Here is a 17,965-nt window from a genome sequence, read left to right as displayed (position 1 = left end):
ATGAAAGTAAATAAAATATACTTAGTCTATCTACTTACATTGACTTATTTCTTGACTTTCTCTTTTAATATGTTGATTTTGAGTGTTTTCCTATTTTCAATAATATTATTTATTAAAAATTTTGGTTTCAAATATATTTTCATCTTAATCTTTTTTGGTATTTATTTTTCTTTTATTAATTATCAGGAAAGTAAACATTTTGAAAATGCACCTGGGGAAGTTACACATCTAAAACCTTCAATTGATAGTTTTCAAATAAACGGCGATAGTCTATCTTTTAAGGCAAAAAGCAAGGGGAAGTATTACCAAGTATTTTACAAGTTAAAAACTAAGGAGGAGCAAGAATACTTTAAAAACTTATCAGAGAATGTATTACTTGAAGTTGAAGCTACAACGGATATTGCGGAAGGACAAAGAAACGAAAATGGTTTTGACTATCAAAAATATTTAAAGACACAAAATATATATAGAGTGGTCAATGTAAATCAAATATATAAAATAAAACCTTTAAAAACTTATAATCCATTCGATATTCTGAGGAGTCAACGAAGAAAATGTATAAATTACATAAATAATGAAATTCCAAAACCAATGAACAATTATATGTCGGTGCTTTTATTTGGTAATATTACCAAAGATTTTTCTGAGATGAGAGATATTTATTCATCGTTAGGAATTGTACACCTGTTCTCCTTAAGTGGAATGCATGTAAACTTTTTTATTGAAAGTTTAAGGAAGTTGCTACTACGTTTAGGGTTTCGAACAGATCAAACTAATAAATTTATTGTTCCTTTATCTTTTATATATGGTGGCTTAACTGGATTTTCTATTTCAGTTAACAGAAGTTTATTTCAAAAAAACCTTTCGAATTTTGGAATTAAAGGTATAGATAATTTTTCAATTACTGTTATGACTTTTATGCTTATTAAGCCTAAATTTTTATTGACAGTAGGTGGAGTACTTTCTTTTTTCTTTTCATTTGTAATTTACATATTGGCAAATAAATTTAAAATAAAAAATCCTCTTTTAGCAAGTTTTTTTCAATCATTTCTTTTATCAACGACAGTTTTACCAATATTAATTTATTATTTCTATCAGTTTCAACCATTTTCAATAATTCTAACTACAGTGTTCAATATTCTTTTTACTTACTTAATTCTTCCGTCATTATTAATAATTTTTATAACAAGTTTGTTGACAGGATATAATTTTGAAATCTTAAACTTTATATTTATAGTATTGGAGCGAATTATTATGTTTGTCAACGGAATTTTTAAAAATCCTATAGTATTGGGCAAACCGTCACTTTTCATTTTGATGACCATGCTTCTTTTATTATTTTTACTTTTCGATTATTTACCTAGAAAAAATACAATTTACATAATCCCAGCATTCTTTCTTCTATTATTATTAAATAAATGGAATTTATATGGGCAAATATCAATGATTGATGTTGGTCAAGGTGATAGTATCTTCTTACAAAATAAGTTTGATAGAAAAAATGTTCTAATTGATGTTGGAGGAAGACTTGATATTAATCCTACAGAGAAATGGCGTGAGAGAATATCGAATTCAAATGCAAGTCGTACTGTAATTCCATATATTAAAAGCCAAGGAGTTGGTAGAATTGATATACTTGTATTGACTCATGCTCATGAAGATCATATGGGTGATCTTTTAGAAGTATCGAAGGAATTTAAAATTAAAGAGATTTGGATAACAGAAGGTGCTCTGAATAGTAAGGCGCTAGTTGAAAAATTAAAGAAAACAAAAACGAAAGTAAAACTTGTTCAAACTGGAGATAAGATTAATATTTTTAGTTCATATATTGAGGTAATTAGTCCGCTGAAAAAGGGAGATGGTGGTAATGATGACTCAATAGTTTTATATGGAAAGCTATTAAATAAATATTTTCTTTTTACGGGCGATTTAGAAGAAGAGGGAGAGAGGGAAATAGTTAATGAGTATTCAAAACTACCAGTTGATGTACTAAAGGCAGGTCATCATGGAAGTAAGACAAGTTCCTCAAAACAATTTATTGAACTTATCAAACCAAAATATGCATTAATTTCCTGTGGAATTAATAACAGATATAAGCATCCAAATCAAGAAACATTAGAAATTTTTGAGAAAAATAATGTAGAAGTTTTTCGTACTGATTTACATGGACAAATAGTATTAAGGAAGAAAGGAAAACAATTAAATATTCAAATGATGAAATAAATAGAAAGAAAAGAAAGCGTCATTTTCAGTAAATGAAAAAAAGACTTTCAAAAACACCTAAAAACATTTGACAAAAGACAAAAATAAGACTAGAATTTCATTGTTCAATTGATATAAAGTTCACTTTATGTCAAAAATAAAAGAAAGAGGTTTTAACACATGGTAGGAATAGGTGTAGGTTTAGCAGCTGGACTTGCAGCATTAGGAGCAGCGATTGGGAATGGACTTATTGTAGCTAACTATTTGCAGTCAGTAGCTCGTCAACCTGAAATGGAAGGTAAACTTAGAACAACAATGTTTATCGGTGCAGGTCTTGTAGAAGGTCTTGCCATTGTTGCCATCGTTATCGCATTCATGTTAGTTGGTAAAGTTTAATCATTAAACTTAATATTGGAGGAATGAAATGAATGGTGAAGAACGTGATCTGATCTTTAATATAGGACCAGTTTACTTTGATGGAACCGTTCTTCTAATGACGATATTAACTTGTACGATTATTTTTGGTTTGGTTTTTTGGGCAAGCCGAAATATGAAATTAAAGCCTCAAGGAAAACAAAATGTTTTAGAGTGGTTTGTAGATTTTACAAATGGAATAGTTAAAAGTAATGCGGGAGCAGGAGAGGTAAAAAACTTTAGTTTATTTGCTTTTGTTCTTTTTACTTTTATATTAGTTTCTAATAATATTGGTTTAGTAACCAAGATTGTCACACCTAATCATGTAAGCTTATGGAAGAGCCCAACAGCGACTCCAGCCGTTACTATGACTTTGGCAATGATGGTTATTCTATTATCGAATTTTTATGGAGTTGAACGCAAAGGATTTAAAAGTTATCTTAAAGGATTCTTCAGTCCAGTTCTTATGACTCCATTGAATATTGTAGAAGAATTTACAAATTTCTTAACACTCGGTTTGAGGTTATACGGGAATATTTTTGCAGGCGAAGTATTGCTTGGGCTCTTGACTGGTATGGGTAATTCAAAACCTATATTAATACCGGTTGCCCTAGTTTTAGAACTTGCTTGGACAGCATTCTCAGTGTTTATTTCATGCTTACAAGCGTACATATTTGTGACTTTAACAATGGTTTATATGTCGCATAAAATATCGGAAGAAGAATAGGAGTATAAAGTATGTTTATTATTTTAGAAACTGCTAGTGAGAATACTCTTTTTGGAGACATAATCGTTTCAAGTGGAGCCTTCTTAATTCTCTTGCTTCTTATTAAAAAATTTGCATGGGGAGCCATTACAAATATTTTTGAGCAAAGAGCTGAAAAAATATCTAATGACATAGACAACGCAGAGGATGCAAGAAAGAAAGCTGAAGAGCTTGCTAAACGACGTCAAGAAGAACTTTCTTCTAGCAGACAAGAAGCTAGTAAAATTCTTAAAGATGCCACAGCAACAGCAAATACGAGTAGCGAAAAGATAATTGCAGATGCTCATGAAGAAGTGAAAAATTTAAAAGCTCGTGCTACAGAAGAAATTGCAAGAGAGCATGATGATGCTCTAGGAAATGTGAAGGATGAAATTGCTTCTATTTCTGTCAAACTTGCTGAAAAACTTATTGGTAGTTCACTTGATGAGAAATCTCAATCTGCTCTTATTGATTCATATCTTGAAAAATTAGGTAACGAGTAGGAGAAAAGTATGAGTTTGATTGTATCAAAAAGGTACAGTAAAGCCTTGCTTGAAGCTTTTGCTGATGCTGGAAAAACAGATGGGTTAGCTGAGGAATCTAATACATTATTGGAAATAATCAAACAATCAAATTTGATGAAATTTCTAACAGATGAATCTTATTCATATAAAGATAAAAAAATTATTATTGATGAATTTGTTAAAAGTTCATCAAGTTTAATGGGTAATTTTTTAATCTTATTAGTTAAGAATAAAAGAGTTTCACAATTAGAGGAAATCCTTCAGCAAACATTATTAGAAATTGAAGATGCAAATGGGCGGGCACAAGTTGAAGTTACTTCTACTATTGCACTAAATGAGCATCAACTTGAAAAAATAAAAGCTATTTCTGCGCAGAAATTTAATTTGAATGATGTAGTTATCATTAATACCATAGACCCTTCAATTATAGGAGGTATGGTAATAAAGAGTCGCGGAAAGATTATTGATTCGAGTATTAAAACGCAATTATCAAAATTGTCACAAGAGATTATGTAGGAGGCGGTGAAAAATTTGGCTATTAATGCTAATGAAATCAGCTCGCTCTTAAAAGAGCAAATTGAAAAATTTACTCCAGATTTTTCAGTTGCTGAAACTGGTGTAATTACTTATATTGGTGATGGTATTGCGCGTGCACATGGCCTAGAAAATGCAATGAGTGGAGAACTCCTTGAATTTTCAAATGGATCATACGGTATGGCGCAAAATTTAGAATCAACAGATGTAGGTATTATTATTCTTGGAGATTACAGTTCAATCCGTGAGGGTGATACTGTTAAAAGAACTGGGAAAATCATGGAAGTTCCAGTTGGTGAAGCCCTTATTGGACGTGTAGTTAATCCTTTAGGTCAACCAATTGATGGAATGGGAGAAATCAAAACTGATAAAACTCGTCCTGTTGAATTTCCAGCACCTGGAGTTATGCAAAGAAAATCTGTTGATAAACCTTTGCAAACAGGTATTAAAGCGATAGATGCTTTAGTTCCAATTGGTCGTGGTCAACGTGAACTTATAATTGGTGACCGTCAAACTGGTAAAACAAGTATTGCAATTGATACAATTCTTAACCAAAAAGGTAAAGATATGGTATGTATTTATGTTGCGATTGGACAAAAAGAATCAACTGTAAGAAACCAAGTTGAAACATTGAAAAAGTATGGTGCGCTTGACTACACTATTGTAATGACTGCTGGTGCTAGTCACCCGGCTCCATTGTTATACTTGGCTCCATATGCAGGTGCGGCAATGGGTGAAGAGTTTATGTATAATGGCAAGCATGTTTTAATTGTTTATGACGATTTGACTAAGCAAGCCGTTGCATACCGTGAACTTTCGTTATTACTTCGTAGACCTCCAGGCCGTGAAGCATATCCTGGGGATGTATTTTATCTTCATTCTCGTTTGTTAGAGAGAGCTGCTCAGTTATCAGATGAACTTGGCGGTGGAAGTATGACTGCTCTACCGTTTATTGAAACTCAAGCAGGGGATATTTCGGGATATATTGCAACAAATGTAATCTCTATTACAGATGGACAAATATTCCTTGAAACAGATTTATTCTACTCAGGTGTACGTCCAGCGATTGATGCAGGTTCATCTGTATCTCGTGTTGGAGGGAGTGCACAAATTAAGGCGATGAAAAAGGTTGCAGGTACTCTTCGTCTAGATTTGGCAAGTTATCGTGAGCTAGAAGCGTTTACTCAGTTTGGTAGTGATTTGGATGCTACAACACAAGCTAAGTTAAATCGTGGTCGTAGAACCATTGAAGTCTTAAAACAACCACTTCATGAACCTCTTACTGTGGAAAAAGAAGTATTGATTTTATATGCTCTAACACATGGTTTCTTAGATGCGGTACCAGTTGATAATATTCTTGAGTTTCAAGACCAACTGTTTAATTTCTTTGATACAAAACATCCTGAACTATTGAAAACAATTGCCGAAACAGAAGATCTTCCAGATCAAAATTTACTTGATGACGCGATTGAAGAATTTAAAAATAGTATCAGCTTATAATAGGAGGGCAGACAATGGGTGCTTCTCTTAATGAAATAAAAACAAAAATCGAATCAACAAGAAAGACGAGTCAGATTACAGGAGCTATGCAGATGGTATCAGCTGCTAAACTTTCTAAATCTGAAGAGAGTGCTAAAAGCTTTCAATTATATTCAAAAAAGGTTAGAAGTATTACAACTGATTTGTTAGCAAGTGAAAATATCAGTGATAGTCAAAACCCGATGCTAGTTAGTCGTCCAGTTAAAAGAACTGGGTATATTGTAATAACTAGTGATAAAGGTTTAGTAGGCGGATATAATTCAACTATACTTCGTACTGTAATGCAAATGTTAACTGATGACCATACAGATCAAAGTGAGTATGTTATTTTGGCCCTTGGAGGTACTGGAGCAGACTTTTTTAAGGCTCGCAATATTGATGTTGCATATGAGCTTAGAGGATTATCAGACCAACCAAGTTTTGATGAGGTTAGAAATATCGTATCAAAGGCTGTCGGAATGTATCAAAATGAAGTTTTTGACGAATTATATGTTTGTTATAACCATCATGTAAACTCTATTACAAGTCAAGTTCGTGTTGAAAAAATGTTACCGATTGTTGATATTGATAATGATGAAGCTAATAGTTACCATGCAACATTTGAATTAGAACCAGATAGGGAAGCTATCTTAGATACATTACTTCCTCAATATGCTGAGAGCATGATTTATGGTTCTATTATCGATGCAAAAACTGCGGAACATGCTGCAGGTATGACTGCAATGAAAACAGCAACTGATAATGCTAAAAATGTAATTGACGAACTTACTATTCAATATAATAGAGCTCGTCAATCAAGAATAACTCAAGAAATTATTGAGGTTGTTACCGGAGCTGCTGCTCTAGATTAAATTGATTATCATCCAAACTCCAAATTTACAAGAGGAGGAAAAATAAAATGAGTTCTGGGAAAATTTCGCAGGTAATAGGACCCGTTGTAGACGTAGAGTTTACTTCAGTTACTGATTTACCTGATATTAATAATGCCTTAGTTGTATACCGAGACAACAATGGTGAAAAACAAAAAATAGTTCTTGAAGTTGCTTTGGAACTTGGTGATAATTCAGTAAGAACTATCGCTATGGAATCAACTGATGGACTTACTCGTGGATTAGAAGTTGTAGATACTGGTAAACCCATTAGCGTTCCTGTAGGTAATGAAACTTTGGGGCGTGTATTCAATGTTCTTGGAGACACAATTGACCTTGAAGGAGATTTGTCTGATATTGAACGTGATCCAATTCATAAAAATGCGCCTGCATTTGATGAGCTATCTACATCTAATGATATTTTAGAAACAGGTATCAAGGTTATTGATCTTCTCGCACCATATTTAAAAGGTGGAAAAGTTGGACTTTTTGGTGGTGCTGGAGTAGGTAAAACAGTTTTAATTCAAGAATTAATCCATAATATTGCTCAAGAACATGGTGGTATATCAGTATTTACTGGTGTAGGTGAACGTACTCGTGAAGGTAATGACTTATACTACGAAATGAAAGAATCAGGCGTTATAGAAAAAACTGCCATGGTTTTTGGACAAATGAATGAGCCACCTGGTGCACGTATGCGTGTTGCCCTTACTGGCCTTACAATTGCAGAATATTTCCGTGATGTACAAGGACAAGATGTTTTACTATTTATTGATAATATCTTCCGTTTCACACAAGCTGGTTCTGAAGTATCTGCCCTATTAGGACGTATGCCTTCAGCAGTTGGTTATCAACCAACTCTTGCTACTGAAATGGGACAATTACAAGAACGTATAACATCAACTAAAAAAGGTTCTGTAACTTCTATCCAAGCTATCTACGTACCAGCAGATGACTATACCGACCCAGCGCCGGCTACTGCTTTTGCTCACTTAGATTCAACAACAAATCTTGAACGTCGATTAACTCAAATGGGTATTTACCCAGCAGTTGATCCTCTTGCTTCAACATCACGTGCGCTTGCACCTGAAATTGTTGGTAAAGAACACTATGAAGTGGCTACAGAAGTTCAAAGAGTACTTCAAAGATATAGAGAGCTACAAGATATTATTGCAATTCTTGGTATGGATGAACTTTCTGATGATGAAAAAACATTGGTAGGTCGTGCAAGAAGAATTCAATTCTTCTTGAGTCAAAACTTTAATGTTGCTGAACAATTTACTGGTCAACCAGGATCGTACGTTCCTGTTAAAGATACTGTTAAAGGCTTTAGAGATATCCTTGATGGTAAATATGATGATATTCCTGAAGAAGCATTCCGTGGCGTAGGACCAATTGAAGATGTAATTGAAAAAGCAAAAACTCTTCAAGTTTAGCCTACTTTTGAAATAAAATGAGGTGAATTCATGGACTACATGACAGTACAAGTTATAACTCCTGCAGGAATTATATATGATCACCATGCCTCTTTTGTGCTACTATGCACTGAATCGGGTGAAATGGGGATTTATCCTAAACATGTTCCAATTATTGCACCATTGAAAATTGAAGAAGTCAAAGTTAGAAGAATTGATGATGATTCTCATGTTGATTGGGTAGCAGTAAACGGGGGTATAGTAGAAGTGAATAATAATAAAGTTAATATTATCGCTGATACTGCTGAACGTGAAAGAGACATAGATACAAGTAGAGCTCAAAGAGCTAAACTTAGGGCTGAGAAAGAACTTGAAGCTGCTAAGGCAGAAAGAAATATTAATGCTGAGAAACGTGCAGAAGTTGCATTGCATAGAGCACTAAATCGTATCAATGTTTCAAGTCACTTAGGCCAATAAAAAGAGTTGATGATTTTTTTCATCAACTCTTTTTATTTTGGAAAAGCAACTGAAATTTCAGTACCCTCATCTAACTTGCTAGTCATCGAAATTTTTGCATCTAAGTATTTCGCATTATGCTTAACAATCGCTAATCCAAGACCTGTTCCGTTAGTTGTATTAGTTCTTGCTCCGTCAACTCGGTAAAATCGCTCAAATATCCTCTCTTGATTTACAAGAGAGATTCCAATTCCATTGTCTTTTACTGTTAAATATGCATTCTTATCATCGTTATTGAGAGAAATGTATATTTTTCCATTATCTTTTGTGTAAAAAATTGCATTTTCAATAATATTTTTAGCAATACCATAAAACAAATCATAGTTAGTAAGCAGATAGATATCTTCAAGCTGCTTTTCAACAAGAAGTTTCTTTTCTTCAATTTGAAAATATAATTTGGATAATATGTCTTCAATTATTTCATTAATTTGAATTTCGTTCTTCTGAATTTTAATATTATTTTTAGTTAGTTTAAGTGTATCATTTACAAGATTTTCTAATCGTCTAGCTTCCTTTTTTATTATTAAACTAAATTCATTTATTTGTTCTTGAGAGATATTATGAGTTGTTATGGCATCTGAAAACCCAATAATTGATGTCAATGGTGTCTTGAGTTCATGAGAAACATTGGCAATAAAATTATCTTGACTTATTTTTGCTTTTATTGGTTCTGAAATGTCTAACATACTGACTATGTAATTTCCTTGAAGGTTATCTATATTTGAAATTTTAACTTGAAAGTACTTATCAATATCTTCAAAATAAAATTGACCTTGGATATCATTTGAACCTACTAGATTACTAACTAAAAAATTTAAAAATTCTATTTGATCTTTAAAGTAACTTATATTCATAGCATAAGGGAATTCCAATTTAAATGAATCATTAGATTTTATAAGACTTCCTTGGTCATCGTAAATAAAAACCGGGAAGTCTAAGGTATTGATGAGTTTAAGGATATTATCTATTTGTTGGTTCTTATCATTCAAAATAGCATATACCTGAGAACTATAATTATTAACACTATCGAGAATTGGATCGCTTTGACTATCAACTCTAAGTTCTTGATAGGGATTTTTATGGAATCTTGTGATAATTTTATTAATCTCAGATATTTCTCTATCATTTGATGATTTACTATTAAAATAGTAAATGAGAATAAATAAATATATTACAGTAGAATATAAAAAGATTAACTCAAATATAGAGGTATTTACATTCAATTTTTCACCTATTCGAATTACTTCTTTTGTTTTACCATTTACTGTTAACGGTGTTGAAATATATAGGTTTCCATTAATTATTGAGTTTGAATGTCCACTGCCTTTAAATACATTTTGGACATCTTCTGGTACATTATTGTCGTCAGTAAAAATTTGTAACTCAGTATAAGTAGAACGTGTGCGATTTCCATCTTTGATTTCTTGAACAATTTGATCAAGTTTCTTTTCTAATGATGAAATTTCGGAATTTAAGAGAGAAGCAGCAATACTTTTTGACAGTAAAATAGTTGTACAAATATATATAATTGAAAAAATTATAAATTTAAAATGTTTTTTCATATTGTATATTGTCTATTCCTCATTTCCTTTGAATACATATCCAAATCCCCTCTTTGTTTTAATATATTCAGGATTCTTAGGATCAACTTCTATTTTTTCTCTTAATTTAGACATATGAACTTCAACTATTCTTGTATAACCTAAATCAGTTGAATCACCCCAAAATTTTTCTAAAATTTCAGCTCTAGATACAGGTGTGTTTTGATTATCAATTAAATATGATAATAGTTCAAATTCTCTTTTTGTTAATGAAATTTCCCTATTAGCTATAAAAACTTGTTTTTTATTAAAATCGACTTTTAAATCATCAATTGTAAAAATTTTACTTTGAGATTGTTTATAATTTTCACTTCTTCTAATTAATGACTTAATGCGTGTAATTATTTCAACTGTTGAGAATGGTTTATACATATAGTCATCTGCACCACCTTCAAGACCTTCAATCATAGTATCAGCATCATCTTTAGCTGTTAATATAAGTATTGGTGTAAAGATATTCTTTTGTCGGAGCTTTTGACTCACCTCTATTCCAGTATATCCAGGCATCATTAAATCAAGTACAATAGCATCAAATGCATCTGTTTTAGCTAATTCATAAGCCATTTTTCCATCTTCGACAGTAATAACCTCAAAATTTTCTTGAGTAAAACTAAATTCTAAGAGAAAACGAATTGATTTATCGTCATCGGCAATTAATATTTTTTTCATACCTTGATTTTAGCAGAAATAAAAGTAAAAAGAAATTTGTCACAAGATATTCTCCTTAAATTTTACATAAAATTTACATTTTATTTATATAAGGTTTACACACAAGAAACAGAGTATGGGGTAGAATAATCAATGTACTAAATAACATAAATTGATTTTTAGGAGAAGAAATGAAAAAACAAGTTAAAGTAGCTACACTTATTACAGCGTCTGTACTTACATTAGCAGCCTGTGGTGGTAATAAAGATAATAGCTCAACAGATACAAGTAAAAAATCTAATGACCAAATTAAATTAACTGTTGCAGGATCTACGGCTCTACAACCTTTAGTTGAAGCAAACGTTGAATCATTTACATCTGAGAATGCAGGGGCTACGGTTACTGTTCAAGGTGGTGGTTCTGGATTTGGACTTTCAAATGTTCAGAGTGGAGCAATTCAAATTGGGAACTCAGATCTATTTGCTGAAGAAAAAGACGGAATCGACGCATCGGCTCTTGTTGACTATAAAGTTGCAGTAGTAGGTATTACACCAATTTCTCATGCTGATACTGGTGTGAAGGATTTAACAACGGATCAATTAAAAGATATTTTTACTGGTAAAGTTACAAACTGGAAAGATCTTGGAGGAAAAGATCAAGCGATTGTTGTAATTAACCGTGCTGAAGGCTCTGGAACTCGCTTTAACTTTGAGAAATATGGTCTTGGAGATGGGGTTAAGGTTATTAAATCTCAAGAGCAGGATTCATCAGGAACAGCAGTTAAGATGGTTGAACAGACTCCAGGTGCAATTTCATATGTTGCTCTATCAAATATTAAGAGTGCAAAAGTAACTCCAATCTCAATTGATAAAATTGAACCTTCTCAAGAAAACATTGAAAAGAATGAGTGGAAAATTTGGGCATATGAGCATATGTATACTTTGAAATCTAAAGAAACAGATGCTGAAAAGAATTTTATTAAATACGTTACTGATAACCATGAATCAATTAAAAAACTTGGATACATCCCAATGGAAGGTATGAAAGTTGAACGTCATGCAGACGGTAAGGTTTCAAATAAATAAAAAGTTCTAAAAATATTTTCAAGCTTTATAAACTTCAAATGAAAATTATTGGAGACAAGGACATTTATTGTCCTTTTTTCCATAAATATATACCTTATCTGTTATTTTTTGGTAAAATATAATTGAAGTCTAAAAAAATGGAGATATTATGAACAAAAAACTTGTAACTTTATGTAGCCTTTTAGGAGTTGCATTTCTCTTAACAGGTTGTGCAAAGTGGATTGACAAAGGTGAATCAATTACAGCAGTTGGTTCTAGCGCTTTGCAACCACTTGTAGAGACAGCATCAGAGTCGTTTTCACAAAAGAACCCTGGAAGATTTATTAATGTCCAAGGGGGTGGTTCAGGAACTGGTTTATCTCAGGTTCAAGCTGGAGCCGTAGAAATTGGTAATTCAGATTTGTTCGCTGAAGAAAAAAAAGGTGTTGATGCATCCAAGCTAATTGATCATAAAGTAGCTGTTGTAGGGATTGCTCCTATTGTTAATAAAAGCATTAAGGTTGATAATCTTACTGTTGAACAATTGAGAAAAATTTTTACAGGTGAAATTACTAACTGGAAAGAAGTTGGTGGTAATGATCAAAAAATAGTTTTAATTAACCGTGCAACAGGAAGTGGTACTAGAGCAACATTTGAGCGCTGGGTAATGGATGGGAAATCTACAAAAGCTAGTCAAGAACAAGACTCATCAGGAATGACAAAGCAAATCGTTTCTCAAACACCGGGAGCAATTAGCTACCTTGCATTTTCAAATATTGATAAATCAGTTAAAGCATTAAATTTAAATGATTACGAACCAAATGATGAAAATATAACAGTAAACAAATGGCCAATTTGGGCATATGAACATATGTATACTAAAGGTGAACCAACAAGTTTGACAAAAGAATTCTTGGAATATATTTTAAGTGATGATATTCAAGGTTCAGTAGTTGAAAAAATGGGTTATATTCCAATTACAGCTATGAAAGTAGAACGCGATGTAGAAGGTAATATAACAAATAAATAATTTTACTTTATAGATATTAAGGAATATTATGGAAAATACAAAAATTCAAGAAAAATTACTATCAAAGTCGAAAAATTCTCGACTTGAAAAATTTGGTAGAGGTATAACATTTGTTTGTATCTCTCTTATAGTTTTTGTCGTAGCAATGATTTTCTTCTTTGTTGCTCAAAAAGGACTATCAACATTTTTTGTTGATAAAATTAATCCATTTAAATTTTTATTTGGGACAACTTGGAATCCTAGTGAACTAGGACCTGATGGTAAACCAATGGTCGGTGCTTTACCGATGATCACAGGTAGTTTAGTTGTGACAATTTTATCTGCGTTATTAGCAACACCGTTTGCTATTGGAGCTGCTATCTTTATGACAGAAATTTCACCTAAAAGAGGTGCGAAAATTCTTCAACCAGTTATTGAGTTACTAGTTGGTATCCCTTCAGTAGTATATGGGTTTGTAGGACTTGCTGTTGTTGTCCCTGCAATCCGTTCAACTTTTGGAGGTACTGGTTTTGGTATCTTATCAGGTGTATTTGTACTCTTTGTTATGATACTTCCTACAGTTACGAGTATGACTGTTGATTCAATGAAAGCAGTACCTCGACATTATAAGGAAGCATCTCTTGGGTTAGGTGCCACAAGATGGCAAACAATTTCTAGAGTATTATTGAGAGCGGCAATGCCAGGAATATTAACAGCAGTTGTTTTTGGTATGGCGCGTGCCTTTGGTGAGGCGTTAGCAATTCAAATGGTTGTGGGGAATGCCGCAATTATGCCAAAAAGTTTAACAACACCAGCAAGTACATTAACAAGCGTGCTTACTCAAGGAATTGGTAATACAATCATGGGTACTGTTCAAAATAATGTTCTTTGGTCACTTGCACTGATACTTTTAGCAATGTCATTAGTCTTTAATATAGTAATGAGACTTATTGCTAAACGTGGACAATTTTAAGACGAAAGATTTATAGGAGATAAAAAAGTGAATCCTAAAAAAGCAGATAGGATTGCAACAGGTGTTTTGTATGCAATCTCAGGAATAATTGTATTAATTTTATCAGCCCTTTTACTTTACATTTTAGTAAGAGGATTACCACATGTTAGTTGGAGTTTCCTTACAAGTCCAGCAAAAGCATATGAAGAGGGTGGTGGTATTGGTATCCAACTCTTTAACAGTGTATTTTTACTCATTGTTACAATGATTATTTCATTTCCATTGTCACTCGGAGCAGGTATTTATTTATCTGAATATGCAAATCAAAAAAGTAAATTAACTGGTCTAGTTAGAACTTCAATTGAGATTTTAAGTTCATTACCATCAGTTGTAGTAGGTCTATTTGGTTTCTTGATTTTTGTTATTCAATTTGGCTATGGTTTTTCAATAATCTCAGGTGCATTGGCACTTACTGTTTTTAATCTACCATTAATGACGAGAAATGTTGAGGAAAGCTTAAAGGCAGTCCACCATACTCAACGTGAAGCAGGTCTTGCACTGGGATTATCACGTTGGGAAACAGTTCTTCATGTAATAATTCCAGAAGCATTACCAGGTATCATTACAGGTGTTGTATTAGCCAGTGGTCGTATTTTTGGTGAGGCAGCTGCACTTATTTATACTGCTGGACAATCTGCACCAGCACTAGACTGGTCAAATTGGAATCCTCTTTCAGTAGCAAGTCCAATAAGTATTTTCCGTCAGGCTGAAACACTGGCTGTTCATATTTGGAAGGTAAACAGTGAAGGAACTGTTCCTGATGGTGCTGCAGTTTCTGCTGGGGCAAGTGCTGTGTTAGTATTATTTGTATTATTATTTAATTTTTCTGCTCGTTTTATTGGTAAAAAATTACATAGTAAACTTACATCTGCGGGGTAAAAAATGGCTGATTATAATTGGAATGACCGTCACATTATAACTTTTGACGATGAAAAAGTAGCATTATCAACTAAAGATTTAAAGGTGTTCTATGGAGATTTTGAATCTATACATGGTATTGATATGCAATTTGAAAAGAATAAAATAACTGCTTTAATTGGACCTTCTGGTTCAGGAAAATCAACTTACTTACGCAGTTTAAATAGAATGAATGATACTATTGATATTGCTAGAGTAACAGGAGAAATTAATTACGAAGGTGTAAATATCAACGATACTAATGTAAATGTTTACGAAGCAAGAAAATGTATTGGTATGGTTTTTCAAAGACCAAATCCATTTTCTAAATCAATTTATAGAAATATTACTTTTGCGCTTGAACGTGCAGGAGTGAAAGATAAGAAAACTCTTGATGAAGTTGTAGAAACATCTCTAAAACAAGCGGCATTATGGGATCAAGTTAAAGATGATCTTAACAAATCAGCACTTGCTTTATCAGGTGGACAACAACAACGTTTATGTATTGCACGTGCAATAGCTGTTAAACCTGATATTCTATTAATGGATGAACCAGCTAGTGCGCTTGACCCAATCTCTACAATGCAGATTGAAGAGACTATGGCTGACTTGAAAAAAGATTATACGATTATCATTGTAACTCATAATATGCAACAGGCAGCGCGTTCAAGTGATTACACTGGATTTATGTATTCAGGGGACCTAATTGAATATGATAAAACAAGTAAAATCTTCACAAATCCTGAGCTAAGATCTACAGGCGACTATGTTTCAGGACATTTTGGATAGGAGAGTGTAATGGCTGAACCAATTTTAAATGTAAAAGACTTTTCCCTATATTATGGGAAGAAAAAATCAATTAAAGAAATTTCAATGGATTTTTATCCCAATGAAATAACTTCATTAATCGGACCTTCGGGATCTGGTAAATCAACTCTTCTTCGTTCAATTAACAGAATGAATGACTTAGTTCCAGGTGTCACAACTACAGGTACAATTACCTACAAAGATCGTAATATATATGGTCCAAGAATGGACACAGTAGAGCTTAGAAAAGATATTGGTATGGTTTTCCAACAGCCAAATCCTTTTCCGTTTTCAATTTATGAGAATGTTGTCTATGGTTTACGTCTTAAGGGTGAAAAAGATAAGGCAGTTCTTGATGAGGCAGTAGAAAATAGCTTGAAAGCTGCTAATATCTGGGATGAAGTGAAAGACATTTTGCATAAATCTGCTTTGGGTCTTTCAGGTGGGCAACAGCAACGTGTATGTATTGCACGCGTGTTAGCTGTTAATCCTGATATTTTGCTTTTAGATGAACCAACGAGTGCATTAGATCCGATTTCATCTGATAAAATTGAATCAATGTTGCTTGAGCTGAAAGAAAAGTATACAATATTAATTGTTACACACAGTATGCAACAAGCTAGCCGTATTTCAGATAAAACGGCCTTCTTCCTTGATGGGGAATTGATTGAATATGATAAGACTAAGTCTATATTCTTGAATCCTAAAGATCAAAGAACGGAAGATTATGTATCTGGTAAGTTTGGATAATTAAAATATTTAATATAAAGAAAGGGATGTACTAATATGTTAAGATCTCAATTTGAAGACGAGCTGAATAAATTACATAACCAATTTTATTCAATGGGAACTCAAGTCAGTGCTCAATTAAATAAAGCGGTTCGTGCTTTTGTTAGTCATGATAAAGAATTAGCAGAAGAAGTAATTGCTTCTGATGAAGAAATAAATTATCTTGAAACAAAATTAGAAACTAAATCACTTGAAATGATTGCATTACAACAACCAGTATCACATGACTTAAGAACCATCATCACAGTCTTAAAAGCTTCAAGTGACCTTGAAAGAATGGGTGACCACGCTGTATCCATTGCACAAGCTGCAATAAATTTAAAAGGTGAAGAACGCATTCCAAGTGTTGAAGAAGATATTACTATTATGGGTGAAAAGGTTAAAAATATTGTTGATGCTTCATTAAATGCATATATGCAAGGTGATGAAGTACGCGCCCGTGAGATTGCTACATGGGATAATGATATTAATTTGATGTTCTCTGAAATTCAAAATAAAGTTTTAGAAGGAATGAAAGACAACACTGATACTATCCACACAGGTAAAGAATACTTAATGACTTTAACTTACTTAGAGCGTATTGGGGACTATGCTAAAAACCTTTGTGAATGGATTGTGTACCTTAAAACAGGTAAAATTGTGGAACTATAGAGGTTGTAATCTCGCATCTTAAGAGAAAGTATTATTTTTCTTGGAAAAAATAAAATCATTTGTACTACTACTAAAAGACATGTCTTGAGTAGTAGTTTTTTTGTCTTAAAGTACATTTTTGACTCCTTAATGATTTGAAAATATAAATCCAAGATATAATCAAATGATATTCAAAGATATTTCATATACTAGAGAAAATAAAGGAGGATTTTAGTATATGGAATATGAGTTTAATAAAGATTTAGAAAATACATTTCAAAAAGTAATACCAATAATTGTTAATGAGATGAAGAGAGTAAGAATAACTATTTGGGAGAAAGAAGATTACTATCAAGAAGGAAGAATAATTCTATCTAGGTTGCTAAAAGAAGAACTAGATGACCTAACATTATTTAAATACTTTAAAACAAAATATAACCAACATTTAACCGACACATACAGGATGCAAGAGGCAGGAAAGAGGAAGTTTAATGAGAAAGCATATTTAGACATCTATGAATATGGAGATGTAGTAAGTAATAATAGTAATCTAAAAATATGTGAACAAGTATCTGCCAATTTAACTTTAGAAAATTATCTAGGTGGATTAAAAGAAAAAGAGTTCCAACTAGTTTTGAAATTATTAAGAGGTGAACAGTGTGAACCAAATGCAAAAAGCAGATTAAAAAAGAAAATAAAAAAATTTTTACAAGATTCATAAATTAAAAATAATTCTATGTTTGAATTATA

19 protein-coding genes are annotated in these 17,965 nt (G+C 32.4%); 17 read left to right on the top strand and 2 right to left on the bottom strand.

Translation table 11 applies throughout. From position 1 onward, the window contains the following. From BG261_RS05945 to BG261_RS05905, 9 genes are all read left to right on the top strand, one after another. Entirely contained in the window at window positions 1-2,223 is a 2,223-nt protein-coding gene (locus tag BG261_RS05945) for a DNA internalization-related competence protein ComEC/Rec2 (RefSeq protein WP_070792228.1), read from the top strand. 159 nt (window positions 2,224-2,382) lie between these two features. Further along, a complete protein-coding gene (atpE, locus tag BG261_RS05940; RefSeq protein WP_070792227.1) occupies window positions 2,383-2,598 on the top strand; it encodes a F0F1 ATP synthase subunit C in 216 nt (71 codons plus the stop codon). A gap of 28 nt (window positions 2,599-2,626) precedes the next feature. Continuing rightward, entirely contained in the window at window positions 2,627-3,343 is a 717-nt protein-coding gene (gene atpB, locus BG261_RS05935) for a F0F1 ATP synthase subunit A (protein ID WP_070792226.1), read from the top strand. Window positions 3,344-3,354: 11 nt separating this feature from the next. Next, window positions 3,355-3,864: a F0F1 ATP synthase subunit B gene (atpF, locus tag BG261_RS05930; protein WP_070792225.1), complete on the top strand. Its 510-nt coding sequence runs from the start codon at window positions 3,355-3,357 to the stop codon at window positions 3,862-3,864. Window positions 3,865-3,873: 9 nt separating this feature from the next. Next, the gene (locus BG261_RS05925; protein WP_070792224.1) at window positions 3,874-4,401 is read left to right on the top strand and encodes a F0F1 ATP synthase subunit delta; all 528 of its coding nucleotides are present in this window, start codon (window positions 3,874-3,876) and stop codon (window positions 4,399-4,401) included. 15 nt (window positions 4,402-4,416) lie between these two features. After that, the gene (gene atpA, locus BG261_RS05920) at window positions 4,417-5,919 is read left to right on the top strand and encodes a F0F1 ATP synthase subunit alpha (protein WP_070792223.1); all 1,503 of its coding nucleotides are present in this window, start codon (window positions 4,417-4,419) and stop codon (window positions 5,917-5,919) included. 14 nt (window positions 5,920-5,933) lie between these two features. Next, on the top strand, window positions 5,934-6,809 hold the full coding sequence (locus BG261_RS05915; protein WP_070792222.1) for a F0F1 ATP synthase subunit gamma: 876 nt from the start codon (window positions 5,934-5,936) through the stop codon (window positions 6,807-6,809). 47 nt (window positions 6,810-6,856) lie between these two features. Continuing rightward, a complete protein-coding gene (atpD, locus tag BG261_RS05910) occupies window positions 6,857-8,263 on the top strand; it encodes a F0F1 ATP synthase subunit beta (RefSeq protein WP_070792221.1) in 1,407 nt (468 codons plus the stop codon). A 30-nt stretch (window positions 8,264-8,293) separates the two neighbouring features. After that, window positions 8,294-8,719, top strand: coding sequence for a F0F1 ATP synthase subunit epsilon (locus BG261_RS05905; RefSeq protein ID WP_070792220.1), 426 nt, complete (start codon window positions 8,294-8,296; stop codon window positions 8,717-8,719). Window positions 8,720-8,751: 32 nt separating this feature from the next. Here BG261_RS05905 and BG261_RS05900 read toward each other — a convergent pair whose 3' ends face one another. Together BG261_RS05900 and BG261_RS05895 are read right to left on the bottom strand one after the other, a co-directional pair. Further along, window positions 8,752-10,320 carry a sensor histidine kinase gene (locus BG261_RS05900; RefSeq protein WP_070792219.1) on the bottom strand — a complete coding sequence of 523 codons (1,569 nt, stop codon included), beginning with the start codon at window positions 10,318-10,320 and terminating at the stop codon, window positions 8,752-8,754. Window positions 10,321-10,332: 12 nt separating this feature from the next. Next, window positions 10,333-11,028 carry a response regulator transcription factor gene (locus BG261_RS05895; RefSeq protein WP_070792218.1) on the bottom strand — a complete coding sequence of 232 codons (696 nt, stop codon included), beginning with the start codon at window positions 11,026-11,028 and terminating at the stop codon, window positions 10,333-10,335. 170 nt (window positions 11,029-11,198) lie between these two features. Between BG261_RS05895 and BG261_RS05890 the strand changes: the two genes are divergently transcribed. The 8 genes from BG261_RS05890 (at window position 11,199) to BG261_RS05855 (ending at window position 17,936) form a co-directional block, all read left to right on the top strand. Then, the gene (locus tag BG261_RS05890) at window positions 11,199-12,092 is read left to right on the top strand and encodes a phosphate ABC transporter substrate-binding protein (RefSeq protein WP_070792217.1); all 894 of its coding nucleotides are present in this window, start codon (window positions 11,199-11,201) and stop codon (window positions 12,090-12,092) included. Window positions 12,093-12,240: 148 nt separating this feature from the next. Beyond that, window positions 12,241-13,101, top strand: coding sequence for a phosphate ABC transporter substrate-binding protein PstS (locus tag BG261_RS05885; protein WP_070792216.1), 861 nt, complete (start codon window positions 12,241-12,243; stop codon window positions 13,099-13,101). Between the two features lie 28 nt (window positions 13,102-13,129). Beyond that, window positions 13,130-14,053: a phosphate ABC transporter permease subunit PstC gene (pstC, locus tag BG261_RS05880; RefSeq protein WP_070792215.1), complete on the top strand. Its 924-nt coding sequence runs from the start codon at window positions 13,130-13,132 to the stop codon at window positions 14,051-14,053. 27 nt (window positions 14,054-14,080) lie between these two features. Then, window positions 14,081-14,971: a phosphate ABC transporter permease PstA gene (gene pstA, locus BG261_RS05875; protein WP_070792214.1), complete on the top strand. Its 891-nt coding sequence runs from the start codon at window positions 14,081-14,083 to the stop codon at window positions 14,969-14,971. Between the two features lie 3 nt (window positions 14,972-14,974). Continuing rightward, window positions 14,975-15,778 carry a phosphate ABC transporter ATP-binding protein PstB gene (pstB, locus tag BG261_RS05870; protein WP_070792213.1) on the top strand — a complete coding sequence of 268 codons (804 nt, stop codon included), beginning with the start codon at window positions 14,975-14,977 and terminating at the stop codon, window positions 15,776-15,778. Window positions 15,779-15,787: 9 nt separating this feature from the next. Next, entirely contained in the window at window positions 15,788-16,546 is a 759-nt protein-coding gene (gene pstB, locus BG261_RS05865; RefSeq protein WP_070787283.1) for a phosphate ABC transporter ATP-binding protein PstB, read from the top strand. 36 nt (window positions 16,547-16,582) lie between these two features. Next, the gene (gene phoU / locus BG261_RS05860) at window positions 16,583-17,236 is read left to right on the top strand and encodes a phosphate signaling complex protein PhoU (protein WP_070787282.1); all 654 of its coding nucleotides are present in this window, start codon (window positions 16,583-16,585) and stop codon (window positions 17,234-17,236) included. A gap of 217 nt (window positions 17,237-17,453) precedes the next feature. Beyond that, window positions 17,454-17,936: a hypothetical protein gene (locus tag BG261_RS05855; RefSeq protein ID WP_070792212.1), complete on the top strand. Its 483-nt coding sequence runs from the start codon at window positions 17,454-17,456 to the stop codon at window positions 17,934-17,936. Window positions 17,937-17,965 lie beyond the last annotated feature (29 nt).

The sequence above is a fragment of the Floricoccus tropicus genome, assembly GCF_001832905.1.
Lineage (GTDB): Bacteria > Bacillota > Bacilli > Lactobacillales > Streptococcaceae > Floricoccus > Floricoccus tropicus.
This window is presented reverse-complemented; position numbering and strand designations above follow the sequence as displayed.